32 protein-coding genes are annotated in these 25,105 nt (G+C 31.1%); 21 read left to right on the top strand and 11 right to left on the bottom strand.

Annotated elements, in window-relative coordinates:
* Nucleotides 1-27: 27 nt before the first annotated feature.
* Complete coding sequence (locus tag O9267_RS01270; protein WP_298175332.1) at nt 28-789, bottom strand: exodeoxyribonuclease III; 762 nt, start codon at nt 787-789, stop codon at nt 28-30.
* Between the two features lie 169 nt (nt 790-958).
* On the opposite strand from O9267_RS01270, the gene O9267_RS01265 reads away from it, so the two are divergent.
* Entirely contained in the window at nt 959-2,758 is a 1,800-nt protein-coding gene (locus tag O9267_RS01265) for a lysophospholipid acyltransferase family protein (protein ID WP_298175331.1), read from the top strand.
* A 93-nt stretch (nt 2,759-2,851) separates the two neighbouring features.
* Here the strand turns inward: O9267_RS01265 and O9267_RS01260 are convergent, their stop codons facing one another.
* Both O9267_RS01260 and O9267_RS01255 read right to left on the bottom strand, forming a co-directional pair.
* A complete protein-coding gene (locus O9267_RS01260) occupies nt 2,852-3,133 on the bottom strand; it encodes a TM2 domain-containing protein (RefSeq protein ID WP_298175330.1) in 282 nt (93 codons plus the stop codon).
* Nucleotides 3,134-3,197: 64 nt separating this feature from the next.
* Nucleotides 3,198-4,151 carry a 2-hydroxyacid dehydrogenase gene (locus O9267_RS01255; RefSeq protein WP_298175329.1) on the bottom strand — a complete coding sequence of 318 codons (954 nt, stop codon included), beginning with the start codon at nt 4,149-4,151 and terminating at the stop codon, nt 3,198-3,200.
* 288 nt (nt 4,152-4,439) lie between these two features.
* Between O9267_RS01255 and tyrS the strand changes: the two genes are divergently transcribed.
* The 3 genes from tyrS to O9267_RS01240 are packed head-to-tail and all read left to right on the top strand — an operon-like array spanning nt 4,440 to nt 6,220.
* Complete coding sequence (gene tyrS, locus O9267_RS01250) at nt 4,440-5,735, top strand: tyrosine--tRNA ligase (protein WP_298175328.1); 1,296 nt, start codon at nt 4,440-4,442, stop codon at nt 5,733-5,735.
* A 34-nt stretch (nt 5,736-5,769) separates the two neighbouring features.
* Nucleotides 5,770-5,976 carry a hypothetical protein gene (locus O9267_RS01245; RefSeq protein ID WP_298175327.1) on the top strand — a complete coding sequence of 69 codons (207 nt, stop codon included), beginning with the start codon at nt 5,770-5,772 and terminating at the stop codon, nt 5,974-5,976.
* Complete coding sequence (locus O9267_RS01240) at nt 5,963-6,220, top strand: type II toxin-antitoxin system RelE/ParE family toxin (protein ID WP_298175326.1); 258 nt, start codon at nt 5,963-5,965, stop codon at nt 6,218-6,220. The genes O9267_RS01245 and O9267_RS01240 overlap by 14 nt, the downstream gene beginning before the upstream one ends.
* Here O9267_RS01240 and O9267_RS01235 read toward each other — a convergent pair whose 3' ends face one another.
* From O9267_RS01235 to O9267_RS01210, 6 genes are all read right to left on the bottom strand, one after another.
* A complete protein-coding gene (locus O9267_RS01235; protein WP_298175325.1) occupies nt 6,221-7,201 on the bottom strand; it encodes an acyl transferase in 981 nt (326 codons plus the stop codon). It abuts the gene before it with no gap.
* Nucleotides 7,202-7,234: 33 nt separating this feature from the next.
* Complete coding sequence (locus O9267_RS01230; protein WP_298175324.1) at nt 7,235-7,573, bottom strand: hypothetical protein; 339 nt, start codon at nt 7,571-7,573, stop codon at nt 7,235-7,237.
* Nucleotides 7,563-7,787: a hypothetical protein gene (locus O9267_RS01225; protein WP_298175323.1), complete on the bottom strand. Its 225-nt coding sequence runs from the start codon at nt 7,785-7,787 to the stop codon at nt 7,563-7,565. Before O9267_RS01225 ends, O9267_RS01230 begins: the two co-directional genes overlap by 11 nt.
* Before the next feature lie 17 nt (nt 7,788-7,804).
* Entirely contained in the window at nt 7,805-8,005 is a 201-nt protein-coding gene (locus O9267_RS01220; RefSeq protein ID WP_298175322.1) for a hypothetical protein, read from the bottom strand.
* 117 nt (nt 8,006-8,122) lie between these two features.
* Nucleotides 8,123-8,902: a T9SS type A sorting domain-containing protein gene (locus tag O9267_RS01215; protein ID WP_298175321.1), complete on the bottom strand. Its 780-nt coding sequence runs from the start codon at nt 8,900-8,902 to the stop codon at nt 8,123-8,125.
* A gap of 110 nt (nt 8,903-9,012) precedes the next feature.
* The gene (locus tag O9267_RS01210; RefSeq protein ID WP_298175320.1) at nt 9,013-9,342 is read right to left on the bottom strand and encodes a T9SS type A sorting domain-containing protein; all 330 of its coding nucleotides are present in this window, start codon (nt 9,340-9,342) and stop codon (nt 9,013-9,015) included.
* A 193-nt stretch (nt 9,343-9,535) separates the two neighbouring features.
* Here O9267_RS01210 and O9267_RS01205 point away from each other — a divergent pair, with 193 nt between their 5' ends.
* A complete protein-coding gene (locus tag O9267_RS01205) occupies nt 9,536-10,219 on the top strand; it encodes a response regulator transcription factor (protein WP_298175319.1) in 684 nt (227 codons plus the stop codon).
* Nucleotides 10,220-10,328: 109 nt separating this feature from the next.
* On the top strand, nt 10,329-11,372 hold the full coding sequence (locus tag O9267_RS01200; protein WP_298175318.1) for an ATP-binding protein: 1,044 nt from the start codon (nt 10,329-10,331) through the stop codon (nt 11,370-11,372).
* On the opposite strand, the gene O9267_RS01195 is transcribed toward O9267_RS01200, so the two are convergent.
* The gene (locus tag O9267_RS01195; protein WP_298175317.1) at nt 11,346-12,401 is read right to left on the bottom strand and encodes a glycosyltransferase; all 1,056 of its coding nucleotides are present in this window, start codon (nt 12,399-12,401) and stop codon (nt 11,346-11,348) included. The two genes, O9267_RS01200 and O9267_RS01195, sit on opposite strands and share 27 nt — an antisense overlap.
* Before the next feature lie 7 nt (nt 12,402-12,408).
* Nucleotides 12,409-13,227, bottom strand: coding sequence for a UDP-2,3-diacylglucosamine diphosphatase (locus O9267_RS01190; protein ID WP_298175316.1), 819 nt, complete (start codon nt 13,225-13,227; stop codon nt 12,409-12,411).
* A 124-nt stretch (nt 13,228-13,351) separates the two neighbouring features.
* On the opposite strand from O9267_RS01190, the gene trmB reads away from it, so the two are divergent.
* The 15 genes from trmB to O9267_RS01115 all read left to right on the top strand — a co-directional run bounded on the left by trmB (nt 13,352) and on the right by O9267_RS01115 (nt 25,099).
* Nucleotides 13,352-14,026 carry a tRNA (guanosine(46)-N7)-methyltransferase TrmB gene (gene trmB / locus O9267_RS01185; RefSeq protein ID WP_298175315.1) on the top strand — a complete coding sequence of 225 codons (675 nt, stop codon included), beginning with the start codon at nt 13,352-13,354 and terminating at the stop codon, nt 14,024-14,026.
* Between the two features lie 88 nt (nt 14,027-14,114).
* Nucleotides 14,115-14,750 carry a LysE family transporter gene (locus O9267_RS01180; protein ID WP_298175314.1) on the top strand — a complete coding sequence of 212 codons (636 nt, stop codon included), beginning with the start codon at nt 14,115-14,117 and terminating at the stop codon, nt 14,748-14,750.
* A complete protein-coding gene (locus O9267_RS01175; RefSeq protein ID WP_298175313.1) occupies nt 14,747-15,073 on the top strand; it encodes an MGMT family protein in 327 nt (108 codons plus the stop codon). Before O9267_RS01180 ends, O9267_RS01175 begins: the two co-directional genes overlap by 4 nt.
* A gap of 357 nt (nt 15,074-15,430) precedes the next feature.
* Nucleotides 15,431-16,018, top strand: coding sequence for a YceI family protein (locus O9267_RS01170; RefSeq protein ID WP_298175312.1), 588 nt, complete (start codon nt 15,431-15,433; stop codon nt 16,016-16,018).
* Nucleotides 16,019-16,037: 19 nt separating this feature from the next.
* Nucleotides 16,038-17,447 carry a hypothetical protein gene (locus tag O9267_RS01165; protein ID WP_298175311.1) on the top strand — a complete coding sequence of 470 codons (1,410 nt, stop codon included), beginning with the start codon at nt 16,038-16,040 and terminating at the stop codon, nt 17,445-17,447.
* Between the two features lie 132 nt (nt 17,448-17,579).
* Nucleotides 17,580-18,071: a YceI family protein gene (locus O9267_RS01160; protein WP_298175310.1), complete on the top strand. Its 492-nt coding sequence runs from the start codon at nt 17,580-17,582 to the stop codon at nt 18,069-18,071.
* Nucleotides 18,072-18,467: 396 nt separating this feature from the next.
* Nucleotides 18,468-19,598, top strand: a complete 1,131-nt coding sequence (locus O9267_RS01155) for an Mrp/NBP35 family ATP-binding protein (RefSeq protein ID WP_298175309.1) — start codon at nt 18,468-18,470, stop codon at nt 19,596-19,598.
* An 83-nt stretch (nt 19,599-19,681) separates the two neighbouring features.
* The gene (locus O9267_RS01150; RefSeq protein ID WP_298175308.1) at nt 19,682-19,921 is read left to right on the top strand and encodes a NifU family protein; all 240 of its coding nucleotides are present in this window, start codon (nt 19,682-19,684) and stop codon (nt 19,919-19,921) included.
* Between the two features lie 206 nt (nt 19,922-20,127).
* Complete coding sequence (locus O9267_RS01145) at nt 20,128-21,180, top strand: NAD(P)/FAD-dependent oxidoreductase (protein WP_298175307.1); 1,053 nt, start codon at nt 20,128-20,130, stop codon at nt 21,178-21,180.
* Entirely contained in the window at nt 21,180-21,512 is a 333-nt protein-coding gene (locus tag O9267_RS01140; RefSeq protein ID WP_298175306.1) for a 2Fe-2S iron-sulfur cluster-binding protein, read from the top strand. Before O9267_RS01145 ends, O9267_RS01140 begins: the two co-directional genes overlap by 1 nt.
* A gap of 94 nt (nt 21,513-21,606) precedes the next feature.
* A complete protein-coding gene (locus O9267_RS01135; RefSeq protein ID WP_298175305.1) occupies nt 21,607-21,969 on the top strand; it encodes an S-adenosylmethionine decarboxylase in 363 nt (120 codons plus the stop codon).
* Nucleotides 21,970-23,199 carry a DUF4178 domain-containing protein gene (locus tag O9267_RS01130; RefSeq protein WP_298175304.1) on the top strand — a complete coding sequence of 410 codons (1,230 nt, stop codon included), beginning with the start codon at nt 21,970-21,972 and terminating at the stop codon, nt 23,197-23,199. It begins immediately after the preceding gene.
* Nucleotides 23,196-23,381, top strand: a complete 186-nt coding sequence (locus O9267_RS01125; protein WP_298175303.1) for a hypothetical protein — start codon at nt 23,196-23,198, stop codon at nt 23,379-23,381. Before O9267_RS01130 ends, O9267_RS01125 begins: the two co-directional genes overlap by 4 nt.
* 6 nt (nt 23,382-23,387) lie before the next feature.
* Complete coding sequence (locus O9267_RS01120) at nt 23,388-23,603, top strand: DUF350 domain-containing protein (RefSeq protein ID WP_298175302.1); 216 nt, start codon at nt 23,388-23,390, stop codon at nt 23,601-23,603.
* Nucleotides 23,603-25,099, top strand: coding sequence for a polyamine aminopropyltransferase (locus tag O9267_RS01115; RefSeq protein ID WP_298175301.1), 1,497 nt, complete (start codon nt 23,603-23,605; stop codon nt 25,097-25,099). Before O9267_RS01120 ends, O9267_RS01115 begins: the two co-directional genes overlap by 1 nt.
* Nucleotides 25,100-25,105 lie beyond the last annotated feature (6 nt).

Here is a 25,105-nt window from a genome sequence, read left to right as displayed (position 1 = left end):
TGTTATTGACATTGTTATTGACATTTTTTAACTTATTTCTACCAATATTGGACAATGGTCAGAGTGTTTAGCTTCTGGTAAAATAACCGCTCTTGATAATTTGTCTTTTAAGTTTTCACTAACCAAGTTATAGTCAATACGCCAACCTTTGTTATTGCCTCTTGCGCCAGCTCTATAACTCCACCACGAATAATTATGCGGTTCTTTGTTAAAATGGCGGAAGCTATCTACAAATCCTGATTTCATAAAAGCATCTAACCAAGCTCGTTCTTCGGGTAAAAATCCAGAAACGGTAGCATTTCTTATTGGATCATGAATGTCAATTGCTTGATGGCAGATGTTATAATCGCCACAAATGACAAGGTTTGGTGTTTCTTTTTTCAAATCATTTATATAGTTTTGAAAATCATCCATGTACTTGAATTTATGGTCTAATCTGTCTAAATTTGTTCCTGATGGCAAGTACAAACTCATTACAGAAAGACCTTCAAAATCAGCTCTAACATTTCGACCTTCAAAATCCATATGCTCAATTCCTGTTCCGTAAACTATTTTTTTTGGTTCAATTTTCGATAAAATTGCCACACCACTATAGCCTTTTTTAGTTGCCGAAAAATAATATTGGTACGGATAACCAGCAGCTGTAATTTCGTTTGTCGGAATTTGATCTTCGTTGGCTTTTATTTCTTGAAGGCAAATAACATCTGGATTTGCCACTTGTAACCAATCTAAAAATCCTTTTGAAATGGCGGCACGAATACCATTCACATTATAAGAGATGATCCTCATATGAAAAAAATTATTGTTTTTTCAAAAGTAAATAAAAAGGCTAAAACTTGCTACAGATTGTTCAAATTATAGTGATTTTTATCCAATTTCACTTAAAATAGAATTTTGCCAAAATCCTTTCAATAAGATTTACTATATTTGTTTCTTGTTCAAAAACGAAAAACAATAAATGGGGTTAGTTACTGCTAAAGAAGTTGCAAAAGCAATCAATACTGATAAATACGGGATTTTAGGGACTTTTTCGGGCTGGTTACTGATGAAGGTGCTTAAAATATCTGCGCTTAATAAGCTTTATGACCGACACAAACATTTAAAAGATGTTGAGTTCTTAAATGCCATTTTGGACGATTTACAAATCAAATTTGAAATTCCCGAAGAAGATTTGAAGCGTTTGCCCAAAGATGGCGCTTACATTACGATTTCTAACCATCCGCTTGGTGGTGTTGATGGCATTTTGCTACTAAAATTAATGCTTGAAAGAGAACCAAATTTCAAAATCATTGCCAATTTTTTATTACACAGAATACTTCCCTTAAAACCATATATAATGCCAGTGAATCCTTTTGAAAATCATAAGGATGCCAAGTCCAGCGTTATCGGAATTAAAGAAACACTTCGCCATTTGAGCGATGGAAAACCTCTAGGAATGTTTCCTGCTGGTGAAGTTTCAGCCTACAAAGATGGAAAATTAATGGTCGATAAAGATTGGGAAGAAGGTGCAATCAAAGTGATTAGAAAAGCGCAAGTTCCTGTTGTTCCAATCTATTTTCATGCCAAGAACAGTCGTCTTTTTTATGTTTTATCTAAAATTGGAGGCACTTTGAGAACGGCTAAATTACCATCAGAAGTGTTTACTCAAAAAGATAGAATTATTAAAGTTAGAATTGGAAAACCAATTTCGGTTGCCGAGCAAAATGAGCATAAAACTATTGCAGAATATTCAGAGTTTTTGAGAAAGAAGACTTATATGTTGGCAAACCCTTTTGAAAAAGAATCTAAATTTTTGCCTTCAAAAGCAGATTTGATGATTCCTAAAAATCCAAAAGAGATTGTAACGGCCGCCAATCAGGAAAAAATGATTGCCGAAGTCAATAAACTTAGAGATTCTGATTCTAGATTATTACAAAGTAAAAATTATGAAGTTTTCTTTACCGAAGCTTCTAAAATTCCGAATTTGCTTCATGAAATTGGAAGATTGCGTGAGGTGACTTTTAGAGAAGTAGGTGAAGGCACAAATGAGTCAATTGACCTTGATAAATACGATCAGTATTACCACCACATGTTTTTGTGGGATGATGAAACCAATCAAATAGCTGGTGCTTACCGAATGGGATTAGGTTCAGAAATTTATCCAAAATATGGAATGGAAGGTTTTTATTTGAATGACCTTTTTCGTTTTGAATCGGAATTGCATGATATGATGAAGAATTCTATTGAAATGGGTAGAGCATTCATTATCAAAGAATACCAACAAAAACCAATGCCGCTTTTCTTGTTGTGGAGAGGAATTATTCATACTACTTTGCGTTATCCAGAACATAAATTTTTACTTGGCGGAGTAAGTATTAGCAATCAGTTTTCTAATTTTTCAAAATCATTGATGATTGAATTCATGAAATCCAATTATTATGATCCTTATATTGCGCAATATGTACATCCTAAAAAGGAGTTTAAAGTAAAATTGAAAGATGCCGACAAAGATTTCATTTTTGACGAAGCTGAAGCCGATTTGAATAAATTTGATAAGATTATTGACGAATTAGAACCTGGAAATTTGAGATTACCTGTTTTGATAAAAAAATACATCAAGCAAAATGCGCGTTTAGTAGCGTTCAATGTTGATCCTCTTTTCAATAATGCTGTAGATGGATTAATGTATATTCGAATTGCAGATATTCCAGAAAGCACCATGAAACCAGTTATGGAAGAGTTTCAGGCTGAATTGGAGCGAAAGTTAGGTGAAAAGTAGTTTGTAGATTTTAGAATTTAGAAGGTAGAATTTAGAAAGTAATTAGAATAAAAAAATCCCAACTTCAATTTTGAAATTGGGATTTGTTGTTTATTAGAACCAGCCTTTTTTGTTAGCTTGATAGGTATTGTAAAACTCTTCGTCCGATTTAGTTAAGTAAATAATTCCTTCGATAAATCCAATTAAACTTCCTATTCCGCAGGTTACTACAGAAACTACTAATTGTATAATTCCTTCTTGTGTATATCCTAAAATAAATTTGTGAACTCCCAAGCCACCAAATAATATTCCCATTACACCAGCTAAAACTTTTTTGTTTTCTTGTTGTGGTTGTGTTGGTTTGTTCCAGTCTTCTGATTGATTTGTTACTTCCATAGTTTTTTGTTTTTGGTTAGAAAATGCTAAAGTATAAAAAAATGTTAATCAATATGTAAAACTATTATGAAATATAAGTTTTGATTTTATCAACTATTGTTTGCGCAAGTTTTTCATGACTTTCAAAAGTCCAGCCTGCTATGTGTGGCGTTAGTATAACATTTTCTGCTTGAAGTAAATACTCAAAGGCTTCTGGTTTTTCGCCTGAAATAAAAAGATTCTCAAAAGAAAGTTTTTCGTATTCTAAAACATCTAAACCAGCACCGAGAATTTTCCCTGATTGTAATGCCGAAACTAAATCGGCTGTTACTACATTTTTTCCGCGTGAGGTGTTTAGTAACCAAAAAGGTTTCGCAAATGAATTTATAAATTCTGCATTCGCCATCTTGTCTGTTTCTGGCGTCCATGGAATATGTAAACTTAAAACATCGGCTTTTTGTTGTAATTTATGTAACGAAACTTGTTGTGCATTTTCATCGCCAACATTTTCTTGAATATCATAGCACAAAACGGTTACGTCAAAACCTTTTAGCTTTTTGGCAAATGATTTTCCCATGTTTCCATAACCTATAATACCAACGGTTTTACCGTCGAGTTCGTAACCGCGATTCCCTTCTCTTATCCAATTTCCTTCACGAACTAGTTTGTCGGCACGATTTAGTTTGTTGAATAATGAAAGTAACATTCCAAGTGTGTGTTCGCCAACGGCATTTCTATTGCCTTCGGGAGCAGCGATAAGATGGATATTTTTACTTATGGCATAGTCGCAATCGATGCTTTCTAAACCTGCGCCAACGCGAGCAATAAACTTTAAATTTGTGGCTTTGTCGATAAATGTTTTATCAATTTTGAATCGGCTACGAATTACAATACCTGTATACTCTTGAATTTTGGCTTCAATTTCTTCTTTGGTTGATTTGTAATCTTCGTGGTTTGTAAAACCAGCTTGTTGCAGTTGTTCTAATAGCAAAGGATGATTGCTGTCGATATGAAGGATTTTGTTTGAATTTGGATTCATGATATGTTGTAATGAACTGCTAAGATACCAAAAAAGCAAATAAAAAAGACAAAAACTAACTAGCCCTGATGCAAGGGAAAAGCTCCCGCTTTTTTGCGGGACTTTGGAAAGGTAGCAGGAAAATGGATAACTGATAATGCCCGAGCCATTCGCTCCTAATTTTAAATTAATTTTTGAAATTGGCATTGCCATTGACTTTCGTTATATTTGCGCAAATTATAGTTTTACGATGGCATGAAGCCGAAGGCAATTGCATCGAACAACTTAAATAAATATAATCTTAGTGAGATGAATAATTTAGTAGAAGAATTACAATGGCGCGGATTGGTGCATGATATTATGCCTGGCACCGAAGAACAACTGACTAAAGAAATGACTACCACGTATATTGGGTTTGACCCAACGAGCGATTCGTTGCATATAGGAAGTTTGGTGCCGATTATTTTGTTGGTTCATTTAGAAAAATTTGGACACAAACCGATTGCTTTGGTTGGTGGTGCCACGGGAATGATTGGTGATCCATCGGGAAAAAGCGATGAAAGAAATTTATTAGACGAAGCGACTTTAGATAAAAATGTGGCTGGAATAAAAGCGGTGTTGTCTCGCTTTTTAGATTTTAATTCGACTGCTGCGAATGCTCCTATTTTGGTAAATAACTACGATTGGATGAAGGATTTTTCGTTTATAAATTTTGCCCGCGATGTTGGTAAACGTATTACAGTGAACTACATGATGGCAAAAGATTCGGTAAAAAAACGTTTGGCTGGAGAAGGCGAAGGAATGAGTTTTACGGAGTTTACTTATCAATTGATTCAAGGTTATGATTTTCATCATTTGTATAAAACGCATAATTGCTTGTTACAAATGGGTGGAAGCGACCAATGGGGAAATATAACTACTGGAACAGAATTGGTTAGAAGAATGAATGGCGAAGGTGCAAAAGCATTTGCAATGACTTGTCCGTTGATTACCAAAGCAGATGGTTCTAAATTTGGAAAATCGGAAGGCGGAAATGTTTGGTTAACAGCAGATAAAACTTCGGTTTATAAATTTTACCAATTTTGGTTGAACACAACCGATGTTGATGCAGAAAAATACATCAAGATTTTCACCTTTTTAGATAAAAACACGATCGATTCTTTGATAGCAGAACATCATGAAGCGCAGCATTTGAGAGTGTTGCAAAGAAAATTAGCTGAAGAAGTTACAACGTTTGTACACGGAAAAGATGAATTAGACAAAGCAATTCAGGCTTCGGCAATTTTGTTTGGAAATGCAACGGCTGATGATTTGAAAAACTTAGATGAAGCGACTTTTTTGGAAGTTTTTGATGGTGTTCCTCAAGCAGAAATTTCGAGAGCAGATATTGAGGCTGGAATAGATATTGTAACTGTTTTGAATGAAAAAACAGGTTTTATGAAGTCAAATGGTGAAGCAAGACGCGCTTTGAGTGCCAATTCGATTTCGGTAAATAAAGCTAAAGTTACAGAGGAATTTAACTTGACATCAAACGACTTAATCAATAACCAGTTTGTTTTGTTGCAAAGTGGTAAGAAAAATTATTTTGTGATTAGAGTTAAATAATTTCATAACTTTACTTGGTAAATTATTCATAATTATGGAAACACAATTTTTAACCGACGAAAAAGGTAATAAAACTGCAGTTGTATTGCCAATAAAGAAATACAATAAAATGATTGAGCAATTAGAAGATTTGCACGATATAAAATTGTATGATGAAGCTAAGAAAAATGATGATGGTTATAGGATATCTTTGGAAGACTTCATGAAATTAAGAAAGTCAAAAAAAGATGCCTCTTTATAAAATCAATTTTAATAAGAAGTCTAAAAAGAAATTAGACAAAATGTCTGATGCTATTATTACGCCAATTATTGAAGCAATTGAAGGCTTAGCAGAAAACCCAAGACCTCAAGGTTGTAAGAAGTTAAAAGGAAGATCCGGTTATAGAATAAGAGTTGGAAATTACAGAATTATTTATGAGATTTTTGACGAAATATTGTTAATAGATGTTATAGACTTAGGTCATCGAAAAGACATTTATGAGTAACTAAATAACCATCAAGTTACAACCACGAATATCAGAATTATCAAAACGTCCCAATACTTCAAACGAATTGTTGGGATATTTTTTTCCCAAATCTTGCGTAGCAATAAACGAACATGAATTGATATTAGCCAAATCGATTATATTAATACCGCCTGTTTTTCCTGTTGAAACATAGGATAGAGCGTCTTCTGTGTCACGAATTAAAATTTGCATCCAGTTAGGACACTCAAAAATTCCGTTACCAAGTGAGTATGCTTGCGATAATAATTCGGTCATTCCATATTCTGAATGAATGTTTGAAACGCCAAAACCTTTGCACAAAATTTCGTGTAATTCTTCTCGGATAATTTCTTTTCGTTTACCTTTCATGCCGCCGGTTTCCATTACAATGGTGTTTTGCAATTGAAAATTTTGCTTTTCTATTAAATCTAACAAAGCATAAGTCACACCAATTAGCAACACATTTTGACCTTCAGAATCTAGTTCGATTAATTTAGAAGTTAACTCGTCGTAATTATGCAAATAAAAATCGCTATTTGTGTTATTTGAAAGCTGAATTAAATCATTCACCATATAAATGAGCGACGAACCTTTTCTTTCTAAATAGGATGGAAGCAAAGCCAAAACCGCATAATCTTCAATATTTCCATAAAATTCGGAAAAAGCGTTTCGATAACTATGCTCGTATAGTTTAACATCTGTAACTAAGTGTTTGCTGGTTATCATTCCAGTTGTACCGCTACTAGTAAATGTTTCTTGAACAGGATTGGTTGAAGAAACAACCTCGTGACTTTTGAAAAACTGTATTGGTAAAAAAGGAATTTGTTGCAATGACTTAACACTGCTTTTTTCAACTTTAAGAAAATCACAAAAATCACGGTACACGGAGTTATTCTCGTATTGAAAACGAAAAACTTTCAAAGCTGTTTTTTCAAATTGCTTTTGATTGGCGATGGTGAAAATGTCTTGTGGAGAAATCAATTAGTTGTTGTTATAATTGAATTAGAAAAAGAGTTAACCAAAAATTGATTTTACAAGTTTTATCAAAATTGAGGTTTTTATGGTTTGATCTTCGGACTTGTCGTAAATTTTTAATAAATAGACATTGGTTTCGTTTTCGGTTTTTACTATTAAATAACTTATAATTCTAAAACCGCCACTTTTACCTGAATTTTTATCTTTACTAGCTAATCTAATTTTATAAAGATTGTGTCCTAAACTTTCGCCCGTTTCTGGGTTTTTCATTAGTTCTTCCTCAAGAATTTCAAGTTCGTGTTTTAAATTTGGAAACTTTTTTATAAATCGCTTATAGTTTTTTATAAAACTTGAAAGAGGAATTACATTATTGCTCATCCAAAAATTCTTTTAGTGATTTTGGTTTTATTTTTCCTTCTTCTATTTGTTTAACTTCTTTTAGTGCTTCTTCAAATTCTTGATAAACAGTATTTTTAGTTGAAGAACTTTCAATTATTTTGACTGACTTTGATTCAATAAAAAAGTTAGTCATCGTCATAAAAGCTTTGCCAGCTTTAGAGCGTTCGTTAATTTTTAAAGTGATTGTAGTCATAATTATTTTGATTTATACTAGTTGCTTCTCATTGTTTGTGAATGAATATCAAAATCTTTTGCATCTTCTTTAGAAAAAACATTTCTGTATTTTTCAGAAATTTTAGCTTTTTTTTCTAAAACATTTTCTTTGACAATTCTCAATACTTTAAGTTCTTCTAATTCTTTTAGAAGGGCAAAGGCACTTTCGTTATTTATTTCAACTTGAATTATTTTCATAGTATATAAAAATAGGATTAAAAGTAAATCAAAGATAAGTTATTTTTTGCAAAAGTACTAAAATAAAAAAGCCCTTTACCAATTGGAAAGGGCTTTAGTTATGTAAAAGAAATTTAATTATCTAATAACCAATTTTCTTGTAGCTGTTTTACCGTTTTCAGTAATTTTTACAATGTAAACACCATTTTTAAGGTTTGCTACGTTTACAGTGTTTCCAGAAATAGTAGTGTTTACTACTTGTTTCCCTAATACATCATAAATCATTACATTTTTAGCATCGTTAGCTGTAGTATTGATGTTTAAAACACCATTAGTAACAGGGTTTGGATAAATATCTAAACCAGCGATTGCATTTTGACTTACTGAAAGAGGTGTTTGAGTAACTGAAAATTGATCAAAACTTACTGTTCCACCATTATATGCTCTAACTGCTAAGGCAAAAACAGTAACATTAGCTGGAGTAGTTACTGAAATATTGTGTTGAACCCAAACATCAGATGTTGGTAAATAGCTATTATCTGTTCTTAATGGATCTCCAACTGCTGAAGATTGCCCATTTTGATAAATGATAGTTCCAGCTGCATCCTTGTAATTACTCCAAATTCTAGCATCAGTTCCATCACCTGTTGCTTTGTACCAGAATGAAATATTTAATGGTGCACCAGCTGTAATAGGTATTTCTTGATAAAAACCATTTGTTGCAGTTGGGATGTATTGAACTGAATTTGCACCGTCGCTACCATCACCAGCTACTAATGTTGGTAAAGTGTAAGTTGTAGTAAACCCAGCTGTCCAACCGTTAAGACCATCGTCAAAAGTTGGGTTATTAACTAAATTTTGTGCATTTACTGAAGCTGAAAAAGCAACTAATGCTAATAAAGAGTAAAGTTTTTTCATTTCTTAATTTTTTAAACGTTTAGAGTACAAAGATACTAAGTATTTTGTAATGAAATTATAAATGAATGTGAAAAAATTATTAACTATTCAAAGAAATAAGCAAAATACAATTATTTCACTATCAACTTTCTAGTTTCAGTAGCTTCGCCTTCGCGAAATTTGATGATGTAAACACCTGGAGAAATGCTAGCAATGTTTAGCTCTTTAGCATTGTTAAGTGTAGCTTGAAGTACTTTTTTTCCTAAAACATCAAAAATGGTAATGTCTTTATCTGCACCCGATTTTGACGAAATATATATCTTGCCATTGCTTACAGGATTTGGATAAAAAGTCAATCCCTCAATGTTGTCTCTTGACGCAGTTTTTCCTTCTTGTCCTAGCATTGATGCTGAAGATAAGAAGCAAAAAAGCAAAACTATATATAAGTAATTTTTTGTCATGAGTACATTTGGTTATTGCAAATATAACAATTGTTATTCAAGTATTGTGCCAAATATATAAAAAAATTTATTTTTTAAGTAGTTATTATCTAAACGTTAACATATTAAATTACTGTTAAGTCAAGGTCGAAGAATGTTTATTATATGATAAAGATGTATATTTACAATCGCAAAACAATCAATTTTTTGCATCATGAAGAAAAAAGACATAAAGATTTTACTAGTTGATGATGAGCAAGATATCCTAGAAATTGTAGGCTATAACTTGTCTCAAGAAGGTTATAAAATTGTTACGGCAACCAACGGAAAAGAAGCAATTGCCGTTGCCAAAAAAGAACATCCACAACTAATTATTATGGATGTCATGATGCCCGAAATGGACGGAATGGAAGCTTGTGAAAACATTAGAAAAATTCCAGAATTGAGCAATGTTATCATAACGTTTCTAACGGCTCGAAGCGAAGATTACTCGCAAGTTGCTGGTTTTGATGCTGGTGCCGATGATTACATTGCCAAACCAATCAAGCCAAAATTATTGGTAAGCAAGGTAAAAGCACTTTTAAGAAGACTAAAAAGCGAAACAGTTTCTCCCGAAAATCTTAATGTTGGCGGAATCGAAATTAATCGTGAAGAATATAAAATAGTTATGGAAGGCCGAGAAATTGTGCTTCCGCGAAAAGAATTTGAATTGTTTCATTTACTTGCTTCTAAGCCTGGAAAAGTTTTTAAAAGAGAAGAAATTCTCGATAAAGTTTGGGGCAACGAAGTAATTGTTGGCGGGAGAACAATTGATGTTCACATAAGAAAACTTCGTGAAAAAATTGGCGAAGATTTATTCAAAACCATTAAAGGTGTTGGTTATAAGTTTGAAGTTTAATTTTCTAAATTTCAGATTTCATTCTGAAAATAAAGTAAATTTTGAAAACAGTATATTTGTATTTAAAAGAATTGCTGATAGCTGTGAATAACTGAAAACTTTGCAAAAAATGTCTTTAAATTTCAAAAAGTCATATAGATTTGCTGTAATATCGACTTTGTATATTACACTTTTTTCTACTGGTTTAGTGGCCGGGTTGTTGCTTTTGTTTGCTACTTTTTCTTGGCAATTTTGTTTGGCATTTGCAGTTTCAATTGCGATTTTTTCTTTTTTTGTTCTTCAATATCGTGTGGAACATTTTATTTATCGCCGTGTAAAAAAGATTTATGACGATGTTTCTTTGCTTGATTCAACTACTTTGCGAAGCCAATCTATTACTACTGATATGGCAACTTTGACCAAAGAAGTTAAGAAATTCGCCACCGATAAAAAACTTGAAATAGAAAACCTAAAAGTGCGTGAAGAATACCGTAGAGAATTTCTTGGAAATATATCTCATGAGCTAAAAACACCACTATTTACGGTGCAAGGTTATCTTTCTACCTTACTTGATGGCGCCATGAAGGATAAAGATTTGCGTAAAAAATATCTTGAAAGAGCCGAAAAAGGTGTTGAACGATTAATCTATATTGTGGAAGATTTAGATATGATTTCTAAATTAGAAATGGGCGATTTGAATCTTGATTTTTCTGAATTTAATATAGTTGAATTGATTCAAAATGTATTCGACTTGCTCGAAATGAGTGCCGATAAAAAGAATATCATTTTAATGTTTGATAGAAAATATAACAAATCTATATATGTAAAAGCTGATCAAGAAAAAATTCAGCAAGTACTTACTAATCTTGTTATGAATTCAATAAAATATGGAAAAGAAAACGGCACAACCGAAGTTTCTATTGAAGATTTAGTAAAAAATAAAATTATTGTTCGAATTCGCGACAACGGCGAAGGTATTGAAAAACATCATATTCCAAGGCTTTTTGAACGCTTCTTTAGAGTTGATAAAAGTGGCGCGCGTAGCGAAGGCGGATCAGGCTTAGGACTTTCAATAGTAAAACATATTATTGAAGGACATAACGAAAAAATCTACATAGAAAGCGAATTTGGAAAAGGTTCAGAATTCTCATTCACTCTCGAAAAGAAGGAATAGTTTTTTCCAATCAACGTTTGAATTAAACTTAGGTAAACCTTGATAAAGCCAAATCGCATCTAAATCAGTAATCTTAAAATCATCTTGTTTCGCCATAGGAAGAATGCCTTCACGCTTGTATTTTTTGGCTAAAAATTCTTGTTCAAACTGTCCAGGTGTTGGAATAAAAAACGCTTTTTTCTCTAGTTTTGCCAAATCCATAACGGTTGTATAACCAGAGCGGCAAAGCACAAAATTACTTTCGTTAAACGTTTTTTCTAATTCTTCAGTTTGCATGAAATTGTAGAAAGTAACATTATCAATTTCTTCCTTTTTTTGTTCAGGTTCAATTTTTCCTTTTATGAAAACGACTTTTTCGTCGTAATTTTTCAATTCTTCAATCAGTTTTTCTTCAAGAAAAGTTCTTTGTGGTTCTGGTCCAGAAAGGATTACCATTAAATCGTACTTTATTGGCAGTTCTTTTTTCTCTAATCGACTTAAAACGCCAATATATTTTACTTCTAAATCGGAATCTTTCAAATGGCCTAGCTTTCCAGTAAGATTTGGCTTGTCTTCTGCATCTGGAACCCAACATTCATTAAATTTTGATATAAAAAATTGATGCAATTTGCTTGAAATCCACGTTGTTTTTCCAGATAAAACCGTTAATTGATGTGTAATAAAAACCGAAGGAACTTTTTTAGAACGAACGCCCAATCTATTGTCTGATATAATTCCTGTTATTTCATGTTCTTTGATTAATTCTTTGACTAATTTTTTTTCAGATAAAATGGCATTAATTGTTTTTGGACTGTTTTTTATCAATTTCCATTTAAAATTCTCACCTTTTTTGGCATATTCTATTTGATAGGAAGGCAATTCTAACGTTTTTAAATGCGGAAATTCCTTTTTAAGTAAATCCAAAGAAACTCCATCAGAAGCAATAATTGGGTTGAAACCCTGATTTTCCAACTCTTTAATAATAGGAATACAACGTGTAGCGTGACCAAGTCCCCAGTTTAAAGGTGCAACAAGAATATTTTTGTTCATCGGAAAATTATTTTTTTATGATAGTTATAAATTGTTCAGCAAGTTGGTTTTCGTATTCAAATTGTTCTTCTTCAACATCTACATCATTTTTAGCATGTTTGTAAAGTTTCCATTTCTTATTATTGTATTCTAGAGCTGTTAGATTTTCTATCCAATCGCCCGAATTCAAATAAGTTGTTTTGCCATTTTCGTTTTCAACTACTTCCATTTTTGGTTCGTGAATGTGACCGCAAATTACATAATCATACTTGTTTTCTATTGCTAAATCGGTGCAAACATTTTCAAATTTAGTTATAAATTTCACTGCCGATTTCACATTATCCTTAATTTTTTTTGAAAGTGAATACGGTTCTTTATTCATTCGAGCCAAAATCCAATTAAGAAATCGATTGGTTAAAATTAGAAAATCATAACCCCAACCGCCCAATTTTGCCAACCATTTTGCGTGATTTATCGAAGCATCAAAAACATCACCATGAAAAATCCATGCTTTTTTCCCATCCAAATCGAGCACCAATTTGTTGAGTAAACTCAGATTTCCTAAATGTAAATCGGTAAATTTTCTCAAAAATTCGTCGTGATTTCCTGTCAAGTAATACACTTTTGTACCTTTTGAACTCAGCGAAATTATTTTCTTAATAACTTTAAGATGACTTTGCGGAAAATAGGATTTCCTGAATTGCCAAATGTCTATTATATCGCCATTTAGAATTAAAAGTTTCGGTTTTATAGTTGCTAAATACTGTAGTAATTCTTTAGCATGACAACCAAAAGTTCCCAAATGAACATCGGAAATAACAACAACTTCAACTTTTCTTTTTTTCAAAATAAATAGTTTCTGCAAAAGAAGTGAATAGCTGTATTGTTAAGGTTACTTAAACATTATGAAAACTTTATTAGTGTTGCACATTATTTGCTTAATTTTGCCATCAGAAAAATAGAAATCAATAGTGGGAAGTAAAAATAAGTTAAAGAGATTTAAGGAAAACGAAACATTCAACAATGTTTTTCAACCAACAAGAGAAGAAGTTGTAGGGAATGAATTTCCGTTAAGAGGAAAATGGAATAGTGATTTTTTCAAAAATGACAATCCAATAATAATTGAGCTTGGTTGTGGAAAAGGTGAATATTCGGTAGGTTTGGCAGAACGATATCCAACCAAAAACTTTGTCGGAATTGACATAAAAGGAGCAAGATTTTGGCGCGGAGCAAAAACGGCTGTCGATGACGGAATGCACAATGTTGCTTTTGTTAGAACCCAAATTGAACTAATCAATCATGTTTTTGACGATGGAGAAGTTTCCGAAATATGGATAACATTTCCCGATCCGCAAATAAAATATAAGCGAACCAAACACAGAATGACCAATTCAGAATTTTTGAAATTATACAAAAGAATTTTGAAACCAGATGGCGTTGTAAATCTAAAAACTGATAGCGAGTTTATGCACGGTTATACCTTAGGATTATTGCATGGCGAAGGTCACGAAGTTTTGTATGCTAACCATAATGTTTATAAAAATGAAGGTTCGCCAGCAGAAGTTACTGAAATACAAACCTTTTACGAAAAACAATATTTGGAAATTAACAAAGCAATTACGTATATTCGTTTTAAAATAAAATAGTTTTTGAATTGTATAATGTAAACTGTAAAATTGTATAATGTATTTATCCAGTTTTTACAATATACAAAATACATTTTTACAATATACAATGAATGTAATCCTTCCGCTTTTATCTGGTTTTATTGCTGCAGTAATTGGAGTTCTTCCGCCTGGATTAATTAATATGACAGCTGCTAAAGTCGATTTGACCGATGGACGAAAACGTGCCATGATTTTTGTTTTAGGAGCTTCGATTGTTGTTTTCTTTCAAACATATATTTCGGTTCTTTTTGCACAGTATATAAATAGCCATCAAGAAATTGTGGTTTTGTTACGAGAAATCGGATTGGTGATTTTCTCTGGACTTTCCATTTATTTTTTATTTTTTGCCAAAAAACCAAAGCTTAAAAGTGACGATTCTATTCAACTAAAAAGTAAACGAAGTCGTTTTTTTTTGGGAATGTTGATTTCGGCGATAAATATTTTTCCTATTCCTTATTATGTCTTTGTTAGCGTTACGTTAGCATCGTTTAATATTTTTACTTTTGAAACCGTTTCTATTTATAGTTTGGTTTCAGGCGTTGTTTTGGGTTCATTTTCGGTATTCTATCTTTATGTTGTTTTCTTTACTAAGATGAAATCAAAAACCGAATATTTTATGCAAAATATGAATAAAATATTGGGAATCATCACCGGAATAGGCGCATTGTTAACCCTTATCAATGTGGTGAAATATTATTTTTGATGGAAGAAAATTTCTTTGAACGCGTTTATGCCATAGCACGTCAAATTCCCGAAGGAAGAGTAACTTCTTATGGAGCCATTGCCAAAGCTTTAGGAACAGCTCGTTCTGCAAGAATGGTTGGCTGGGCAATGAATGCATCTCACAATATGGATGATATTCCAGCACACAGAGTTGTGAACCGAAAAGGACTACTTTCAGGTAAACATCATTTTGACGGAACCAATTTAATGCAGCAATTACTCGAAAACGAAGGAATAGAAGTGGTTGATAATCAAATTGTAGATTTTGAAAAGCACTTTTGGCAACCAATGATGGATTTGTAATTAGTTCCTAATTCTTCAAAAATCTATAAAATCACACCAAGTTTTCTCCTTTCAAAAGATTGAATAATTTTTCCATTTTCTTTTTTAATCAGTTTTTCTTTTAAATTACTTCGCCTCTTTCTAGAGGTTTTTTTTAATGTAATCGTATTCAAAATAATTTTTAAGCAGGCTTTTTCTTACTATACTAAAAATGGTTTAATGAAAATATAAATAGTGCACAAAATATTGATACAACTATATCGATTTAGTTGTTGTTTAATAAATATCTAACTTTCTTTTTGTAACAAATGTGACAAAAGTCATAATACGTATTTAGTTTTCATTGCAAATTTGTCCTATAATTTAAAAACAATTGCGATGAACACTAGTAAAAACAATTACAAAAAAGCACTAATTATACTTCTATTTTTTTCAAACATATTTTCTTTAGTAGCACAAGAGGCAAAAGTTGTTTCTGCAGAAAGCAAACTAACAGTCGATGGAACATCTAATCTTCATGATTGGACAATTGATGCAAAAAAAATGTACGGAAAGGCAAATTTAGTTATCGATGCAAATACACTAAAAGAAATAAAAAGTTTGGATTTTAGCGTTGATGTCGATCAGTTAAAAAGCACACATGATGGTATGGATGCTAATACAATTAAAGCATTGAACGGAAAAGTTCATAAATCTATAGTCTTTAAGTTGACTAAAGTGATTAAAATAACTAAAGTTTCAGATGGAAATTTCTCAGTAGAAACTCAAGGTAATTTAACAGTTGCTGGAGCAACAAAATTAATAAACCAATCATTCACAATAAAAGTAGCTGGAGAAAAAGTAGTTTTTTCTGGAAAACAAAAAATTGACATGACTGTTTATGGTGTAAAACCACCAAAAGCTCTTTTGGGAACAATAAGAACAGGTAAGGATGTGGTAGTAAATTTCAAAGTAACTTATAATTAAAATCAATAAATCAATAAAAATGAGAACAAATTTCAAAAATTCAGTAATAGCTTTAGCCCTGATGGTATCAGGGTTAATTCAGGCTCAACAGGTTAGTTTTGGAAATATGCAAAACTTAATCCCAAGAAATCAAGATGCAATCAATCAATTTGATGTTAAAAAAGACAGTGTAGAATTTAAAGGAATTAGTGTAGACCTAGGTGGAGCATTTGCTTTACAATTTCAAGCTATGAATTCTTTTAATGATCATCAAGAAGGTTCTTATGCAGCTTCAAACGGAACAGCAATTACAAATTATAGACTTAATAATCTTGAAAATCAATTTAACTTGCCTACAGCAAATATGACAATTGGTGCTCAATTATATGATGGTGTTAGAGTTAACTTAGATTTATATTTGGCTGCAAGACACCATAATGAAACTTGGGTAAAAGGTGGTTACTTACAAATAGACAAATTAGATTTTATTAAAAAAGATTTCTTAGCTGGTTTTATGAAATATGCAACAATCAAAATCGGACAAATGGAAAACAATTATGGTGATGCGCACTTTAGAAGATCTGACAATGGTAATGCTATAGTAAATCCTTTTATTGAAAGTAATATTATGGATTCATTTACAACAGAAATGGGAGCAGAATTATACTATAATAGAGGAGGTTTTGTAAGTATGTTTGGAATGACAAATGGTAAATTAAATCAAAATGTCACTGAATTTGTTCCAGCTGCTACAACTGCTGCTACACCAGATCAAAACACAACAATTTCACCTACAATACTAGCGAAATTAGGATTTGACAAACAATTAAGTGATGATTTAAGACTTAGAATAACAGGTTCATTTGCTCACAGTGCAAATATGAGTGGTAATCCATGGAGTTCTGAAAGAGCAGGTAGCCGTTACTACTATGTTATGTCTCATGCAGCCTATACTTATGGTACAACTTCTGTTACTAATAATGCTACTACTGATTTAGCTGCCAATCAAACTACAGGTAGATTTAATCCTGGTTTTGGTAACTGGTTTACAACTGTAATGGTTAATCCATTTGTGAAATTTAAAGGATTAGAATTTTTTGGAACAATTGAATTAGCTAGTGGTGGAGACAAAAAAGGTGTAGATGAAACTAGAAAAGTAAATCAATTTGCAGGTGATGTAGTGTATAGATTTGGAACAAATGACAAATTCTACATTGGAGCAAGATATAATACAGTTTCTGGAAAATTAGCCAATGCTGATGCAAAAGAAGTTAGTGTTGACAGATTTGAATCTTCTTTAGGTTGGTTTATGACTAAAAACATTTTAGCAAAACTTGGTTACACTACTCAAAAATACAATGATTATTCAGAATTTAGTGGAAATAGCTTAAATGATTTATACGGTGGAAAATTCGATGGTCTAATGTTTGAAGCAGTAATAACTTTCTAATAATCTTAAAAAACAAAAAAGAGAAAAGCGTTTAAGCTTTTCTCTTTTTAAAAAGTCATGAAAGCATATAGAATTACAATATTAGTTTTAATTTTTCTTTGTTTTGGTTTCACTATCATAAACAAAACAAAAGTGAAAATTTCACCTAAAAGTGAAGTGACTATTAATGGAAAATCTAATGTAAATTCCTTCCAATGTAAATACAATTCTAATTATCTTGAAGATGAAATTTTAGTTACAACTTTTAAAAATAACGAAACTAAAATCACTTTAAGTAATGCAAAAATCGCCATAAAAAGCAAAGGTTTTGATTGTAAAAATAAAATGATTACTAAAGATTTCAAAACAATTTTGAAAGCTGATGATTATGATAATATAAATATTGAATTGAAGGAACTAGACATAAACAACAATTACCTTATGACTAAATTAAATATTGAAATTGCAGGAAAATCAAAAGAATATGTAATTCCAATGGCTTTTAATGAAAAAAATAGTAACGTAAAAGGAACATTAAGATTAAATATCAAAGATTTCAATTTAAAATGTCCCAAAAAAATATTTGGCTTAATAGAAGTTAATGATAATATTGATATTAATTTTAATTTGTTTTTACAGTATTAACCTCAATTTTTTTATTTTGTTACAGAAGAGCAACTTAACTATTTAAGTTGCTCTTTTTTGTTGATTTGTAAATCATATTTTTACTCATTCTAATAATTAAAAATACACAAAAAATACTTGAAAGTTTGACTTCCAAACAAGGAACAAATCATTTTTTAGAAACTTATTTATTAATGTCTTTTAGAAAATTGAATTTCAATTATTCCCTAATTTTTCCAAAATTCACAATTAATTCCAAAAACCATATAGAAATCAACTATCTCATTATAACAAAACTTTAAAGCTTGTTGCTATCATACTTTTAAACTTCTTACTATCTTTGCAATTCATATTCAGTTTAAATAAAAAGTTAGCCAACTTTTAAACTTTTAAACTCATAAACTTTTAAACAAGAAGATGAAGTTAGATAGAAAAGAAATCCTAAAAGCATTAGAAACAATAACTATTGCTGGCGAAGGAAAAAACATGGTCGAAAGTGGTGCGGTTCAAAATGTAATCACTTTTGGCGATGAGGTTGTTGTTGATTTGTTGATTTCAACTCCAGCAATGCACATCAAAAAAAGAGCTGAAGACGATATTAAAAAACTAATTCACGAACAATTCTCTCCTGATGCTGTTGTGAAAGTAAATATCAAAGTCGAAGCTAAAGAAAATCCAAACGAAATAAAAGGAAAATCAATTCCAGGAATTAGTAATATTATTGCCGTAGCTTCTGGAAAAGGTGGTGTTGGAAAATCTACAACTACTGCAAATTTAGCCGTAACTTTAGCTAAAATGGGATTCAGTGTTGGTGTTCTTGATGCCGATATTTACGGACCAAGTATGCCAATAATGTTCGATGTAGAAAACGAAAAACCAATTTCTGTTGAAATTGACGGGAAATCTAAAATGAAACCAATCGAAAGTTATGAAATCAAATTACTTTCCATCGGATTTTTTACTTCACCAAGTCAAGCCGTTATTTGGCGTGGACCAATGGCTGCTAAAGCATTAAACCAAATGATTTTTGATGCCGATTGGGGACAATTAGACTTCATGTTAATCGATTTACCGCCAGGAACAGGAGATATTCACTTGTCAATTATGCAAGCATTGCCTATTACAGGTGCGGTTGTGGTAAGTACGCCTCAAAATGTAGCTTTAGCCGATGCTCGAAAAGGTGTTGCAATGTTCCAAAGTGACGCCATCAATGTTCCAGTTTTAGGTATTATCGAAAACATGGCTTATTTCACACCAGAAGAATTGCCAAATAACAAATATTACATCTTCGGAAAAGAAGGCGCAAAAAACCTTGCGGAAGATTTGAATATTCCATTTTTAGGCGAAGTTCCATTGGTGCAAAGCATCCGCGAAGCAGGAGATTATGGACGTCCAGCAGCATTGCAAACGGCATCTCCATTAGAAAAAATATACGAAGAAATCGCTAGAAACGTGGTTCAAGAAGTAGTGAATAGAAACGAAAATCTTGCTCCAACCGAAGCAATCAAAATAACAACAATGGCAGGATGTTCTGCTGTTAAAAAATAGTGTTCAGTAAGCAGTCACAGTGAGCAGTTAATATATAAGACTGATTACTGCGACTGAAAACTGAAAACTGAAAACTAAAAAAAATGACACACGAAGAATTAACATTCAATATCGAAAAAGCATTAGAAGAAATCAGACCTTTTTTGAATTCAGATGGTGGTGATATTAAATTGGTTTCTATTGATGAGGAAAAACACGTGAAGGTACGTTTTGAAGGTGCTTGTATTGGTTGTAGCGTAAATCAAATGACTTTAAAAGCTGGAGTTGAAACTACCATCAAAAAGTATGCTCCTCAAATTGAGACTGTAGAAAATATTGCATAATTTTATTTGGGCGTTCCCTTTCAGGTCGGGCTTTCCGTTGCAATCTTTTATTTTTAAAGAAAAAATAAAAGGATTTCCACTGCAATCCCTAACGCATCATGTAACTGACAAATATCATATGTTTAATAATTTATGTTTTGGATTTTTGCATCTTTAAACTTCTAAACTTCTAAACTCATAAACTTTTAAACTCATAAACTTTCAAAATGATTGAAACAGATATACTTATTATAGGAGCAGGTCCAACTGGACTTTTTGCCGTTTTTGAAGCAGGACTTTTACAATTAAAATGTCATATAATTGATGCTCTTCCACAACCAGGAGGACAATTGGCAGAGTTATATCCTAAAAAACCAATTTTTGACATTCCAGGGTATCCTGAAGTTTTAGCAGGTGATTTAGTGACCAATTTAATGGAACAAATCAAACAATTTCAACCAGGATTTACCTTGGCTGAAACCGCTGAAACTATAGATAAATTAGAAGACGGAACTTTTATAGTTACTACTAATAAAGGAACAAAACATCACGCCAAAGCGGTGGCTATTGCAGGTGGCTTAGGAACTTTCGAACCAAGAAAACCACAATTAGAAAATATTACTTTCTACGAAGAAAAAGGAGTAGAATATTTTGTAAAAGATCCAGAATTATTCCGTGATAAACGAATTGTAATTGCAGGTGGTGGCGATTCTGCTTTAGATTGGAGTATTTTCCTTTCAAACGTGGCTTCAGAAGTTACTTTGGTACATAGAAGAAACGAATTCCGTGGTGCTTTAGATTCAGTTGAAAAAGTACAAGAATTGAAAAAACTTGGAAAAATCAACTTGATTACTCCAGCAGAAGTTGTAGCTATTAACGGAAAAGACCATGTTGAAAGTATTGTTTTAGAAAACGAAGGCGTTCAACAAGTTTTTGAAACCGATTATTTTATTCCACTTTTCGGATTAACTCCAAAACTTGGAGCGATCGCAAATTGGGGATTAGAAATAGAAAAAAACGCCATTAAAGTAAACAACGCTTTAGATTACCAAACCAACATCGATGGAATTTATGCTATTGGAGATGTAAATATTTATCCAGGAAAATTAAAATTAATTTTGTGTGGTTTCCACGAAGCAACTTTAATGTGCCAAAGTGTTTACCAAAGAATTAATCCAGGAAAACGATATGTTTTAAAATATACAACAGTTTCTGGAGTTGACGGATTCGACGGAACTAGAAAAGAAGCTGAAAAAGCAGTTGTAAAATCGATTGACTAATGCCACAAGACGTAACAGTATACATAACCGATAGAAACGGAGAACGACACGAAGTTCAAGCTCCAACCGACATGAACATGAACATCATGGAACTAATTCGTGCTTATGAATTAGCCGAAGAAGGAACCGTTGGTGTCTGTGGCGGAATGGCAATGTGTGCATCATGTCAATGCTACGTTTTAAATGATGTTATTTCATTAGAAAGAAATCCCGACGAAGAAGCCATGCTTTGGGAAGCTTATCATGTAAAAGAAAATTCAAGATTGGGTTGCCAAATTCCAATTACAGAAGCCATCGACGGATTAGAACTCGAAATTGCACCAGAACAATAATAGAAGCGAAAAGAAATTTTCGCTTTTTTTGTAACAAAACAAAATTACTTGCGTAAAATCAACATTAGTTGTTAATTTACAAAAATATCTATAGATGATTCAAAAATCTAGTTTAAATGGATTGCATAAACTCATAACGTTAAAAGTTTTTCATGTTGATAAACTAACAAATAGTGAGGTTTTTATTGAGTTTTCTGAGAAAATTTTAGAAGAATTTCAGCTAGAAAAAGTTGGGATTTCAGTTCATGATTTTGACAATAAAAGTTATACAATTGCAATTTGTTTAAAAGAATCTCATATTTGTATTCATACTTGGCCAGAGTTTATGCAATTAACTCTTGATGTATATTTGTGTAATTATTTTAAAGATAATACAGAAACGGTTAGAGAAATAGTAGAAAAATTTGTTGAATTTTTTGAAGGAGAAATAATTTCAAAGCACGAAATATTCAGATAGATGGAAGTAAGTTGTTTGAGCTGTAATCATGTTTTAAATGTGCAATATGAAGTTTCATATCACTACTATATTTGTGTAAATTGCTTTTCACTTCATAAGAATGAAAATGGTAATTTAAAATTAAAAAGTTCAAATAAATCTTCATTTAATTATGTAATTCCAATAGGTACAATCGTTGATTTTGAAAATCAAAAATATTGTGTTTCAAATGTTATTTTAAAGAAAGATTTATCAAATGATTCTTGGTTAGAATATGAATTGATTTCTGATAATAATTCTAAAAAATATTTTACTGAAGAAAATGGTAATTGGACTGTTTCTGAGGGAATTGAATTGAAGAGTACTGATAAGTTTGTAAGAGAAATTTATTATGAAGACATCGATTATAAACTTTACGATCGAGGTAAGTATATTGATTTTTCAGGTGCAGGTTTTTTTGAATATCAAATTGATAAAGATGAAAATATAGAATATGCTGATTTCATTTGCCCACCAAGTTTACTTTCAATAGAAATCGAAGACGGAAAACAAACCTCTTTTTTAGGAAAGCACATTTCATCAAAAGAGATTAAAAGTATTTTTAATATTAAATCTGTTCCTACTAAATCTCAAGTTGGAATGGTTCAACCTTTTTATTTCAATTTAAACAACACAATTATTGTGTTTTGTAGTGCCTGTGTTTTTATTTTAATTTCTCATTTGTATTTTAGTAATAGTTCTAAAAATCAGTTAGTATATTCTAATGAAATAAATTTGCTTGATAATAATAACAAAGAAATTTCAACAGATGTTTTTGAATTAAAAGGTCCGATTGCTCCTTTAAAAATTTTTATTAATTCAGACGTTGATAATTCTTGGGTTGCAACTGATTTTTCATTGGTAAATCAAACCACAGGTGAATCGTCTTATTTTTCTAAAGATATTGAATATTATCACGGATATGAAGGAGGAGAAAACTGGACAGAAGGAGATACGACTGATGAGTTTAATATTTGTGGTGTAAGTTCTGGAAAATATAAAATTACTTTTGTTCCTAGTAAAGACACGAATGATGTTTCAAATTCAAGATTTAAAATTGATGTTTATTGGGATAAAAGTGACAATTGGAATTTCGTTTCAGCTTTTGTTGTTTTTTTAATAATAGTCATAATTTTATTTTTTATTAAAAATAGTTTTGAGCAACGAAGATGGAATGATAGTGATTATTCACCTTATTCAAAAGAAGAATGAAAAAGGCATTAACATATATATTAGAAAATAAATTTGCACTACTAATAAGTTTAATAGTTGTAAGTGGATATTACTATTACACACTTTCAGGAAATAGAATCTGTAATTGTGAAAAAACAGAACAAGAAAAAAGGTCAAGAGTAAACCGATTTTATAATTCAAATAATTACCAACACAAATAAAAAAATATGGAAGATATCTTATTAAAACCAGTAATCAATTCAGTGTTATATTCAATGTTAGGATTTGGAATCCTTTTAATTTGTTATTATATACTTGAAAAATTAACTCCAGAAAACACATGGAAAGAAATAGTACAAAATAAAAATACTGCTTTAGCAATTGTTTTTGCAGCTTTTATTTTAGGTATTTCTCTAATAATTGGTTTTGCAATTCATGGATAATGAAAATTGAAAGACTTGTTTTATTTACCATTTTCATTATTTCAACTTGCGGATTAGTTTATGAGTTAATTGCTGGTGCTTTGGCAAGTTATTTACTTGGCGATTCAATCACTCAATTTTCACTTGTAATAGGGATTTATCTTTTTGCAATGGGAATTGGTTCTTATTTTTCAAAATTTATAATAAATAATTTAGTAAATAAATTTATTGAAATTGAATTAATAATTGGTTTAATAGGTGGTTTAAGTGCGCCAATCCTTTTTCTTATCTTTAATTATGTTGAATATTTTGAGTTCTATTTATATTTTATAGTTTTCATTATAGGATGTTTAGTAGGATTAGAAATTCCAATATTGATGATAATTTTAAAAGATAAATTTCAATTTAATACGCTTGTCTCTAACGTATTTACTTTTGATTATATAGGTGCATTATTAGCTTCAATAGCATTTCCACTTTTTTTTGTACCTCAATTTGGACTAATAAATACCTCATTAATTTTCGGATTATTCAATATTCTGGTGGGAATTGCCATGAGTTTTTTTCTTAAAGAACACGTGAGAAATATTTTGTTTTTGAGATTAAAAGGAATTTTAATGTTTTTAGTTTTAGTTGTAACTCTTTATTTTTCAGATAATATTATTGCTTTTTCTGAAAAAAGTCTCTATAATGAGAATATCATCATTTCAAAAACAACCAAATATCAAAGATTGGTTTTAACACACGAGCGAAATGATTATAAGCTATATTTAAATAACAATCTACAGTTTAGTTCATTCGATGAATACAGATATCATGAAGCATTTGTACATCCTGCAATTTCTTTTGCAAATAGCATAGAGAATATACTAATTTTAGGTGGTGGTGATGGTATGGCTGCAAGAGAAATTTTAAAGTACAAAGAAGTAAAAAAAATCACTCTAGTTGATTTAGATAAAGAAATGACAGATATTTTTAAAGAAAATCCTTTGTTAAAGAGATTAAATAAAAATTCACTGTTAAATAATAAAGTTAATGTAATTAATAGCGATGCTTTTGTGTGGCTTGATTCAAATTTTGAAAAATATGATGTAATTTTTATTGACTTTCCTGATCCTTCCAATTTTAGTCTTGGAAAATTATATTCAACGACATTTTACGATAAAGTAAAAAATCATTTATCTACCAACGGAATTTTAACTGTTCAATCAACTTCTCCATTTTTTGCTCCAAAATCTTTTTGGTGTATCAATGAAACAATAAAATATTCATTTCAAAACACCTATCCTTATCATGTCTATTTACCTTCTTTTGGCGAATGGGGTTTTAATATGGTTAATAATTCAAAAAAAGCATTAACATTGAAACGAAAAATAAAAGGATTACGATTTTATGATTATGATTGGAATAGTTTAACACATTTTTCAAAAGATATGTTGTCAAAAGAAATTTTGATTAATAGGTTGAATAATCAAAATTTAGTGACTACTTTTAATAAGGAATGGAGTAATTATTAGGTTTTT

Origin of the sequence: Flavobacterium sp., assembly GCF_027531705.1 — a bacterium.
Lineage (GTDB): Bacteria > Bacteroidota > Bacteroidia > Flavobacteriales > Flavobacteriaceae > Flavobacterium.
The sequence above is the reverse complement of the archived record's forward strand: the minus strand, read 5'-3'. Positions and strand labels throughout refer to the sequence as shown.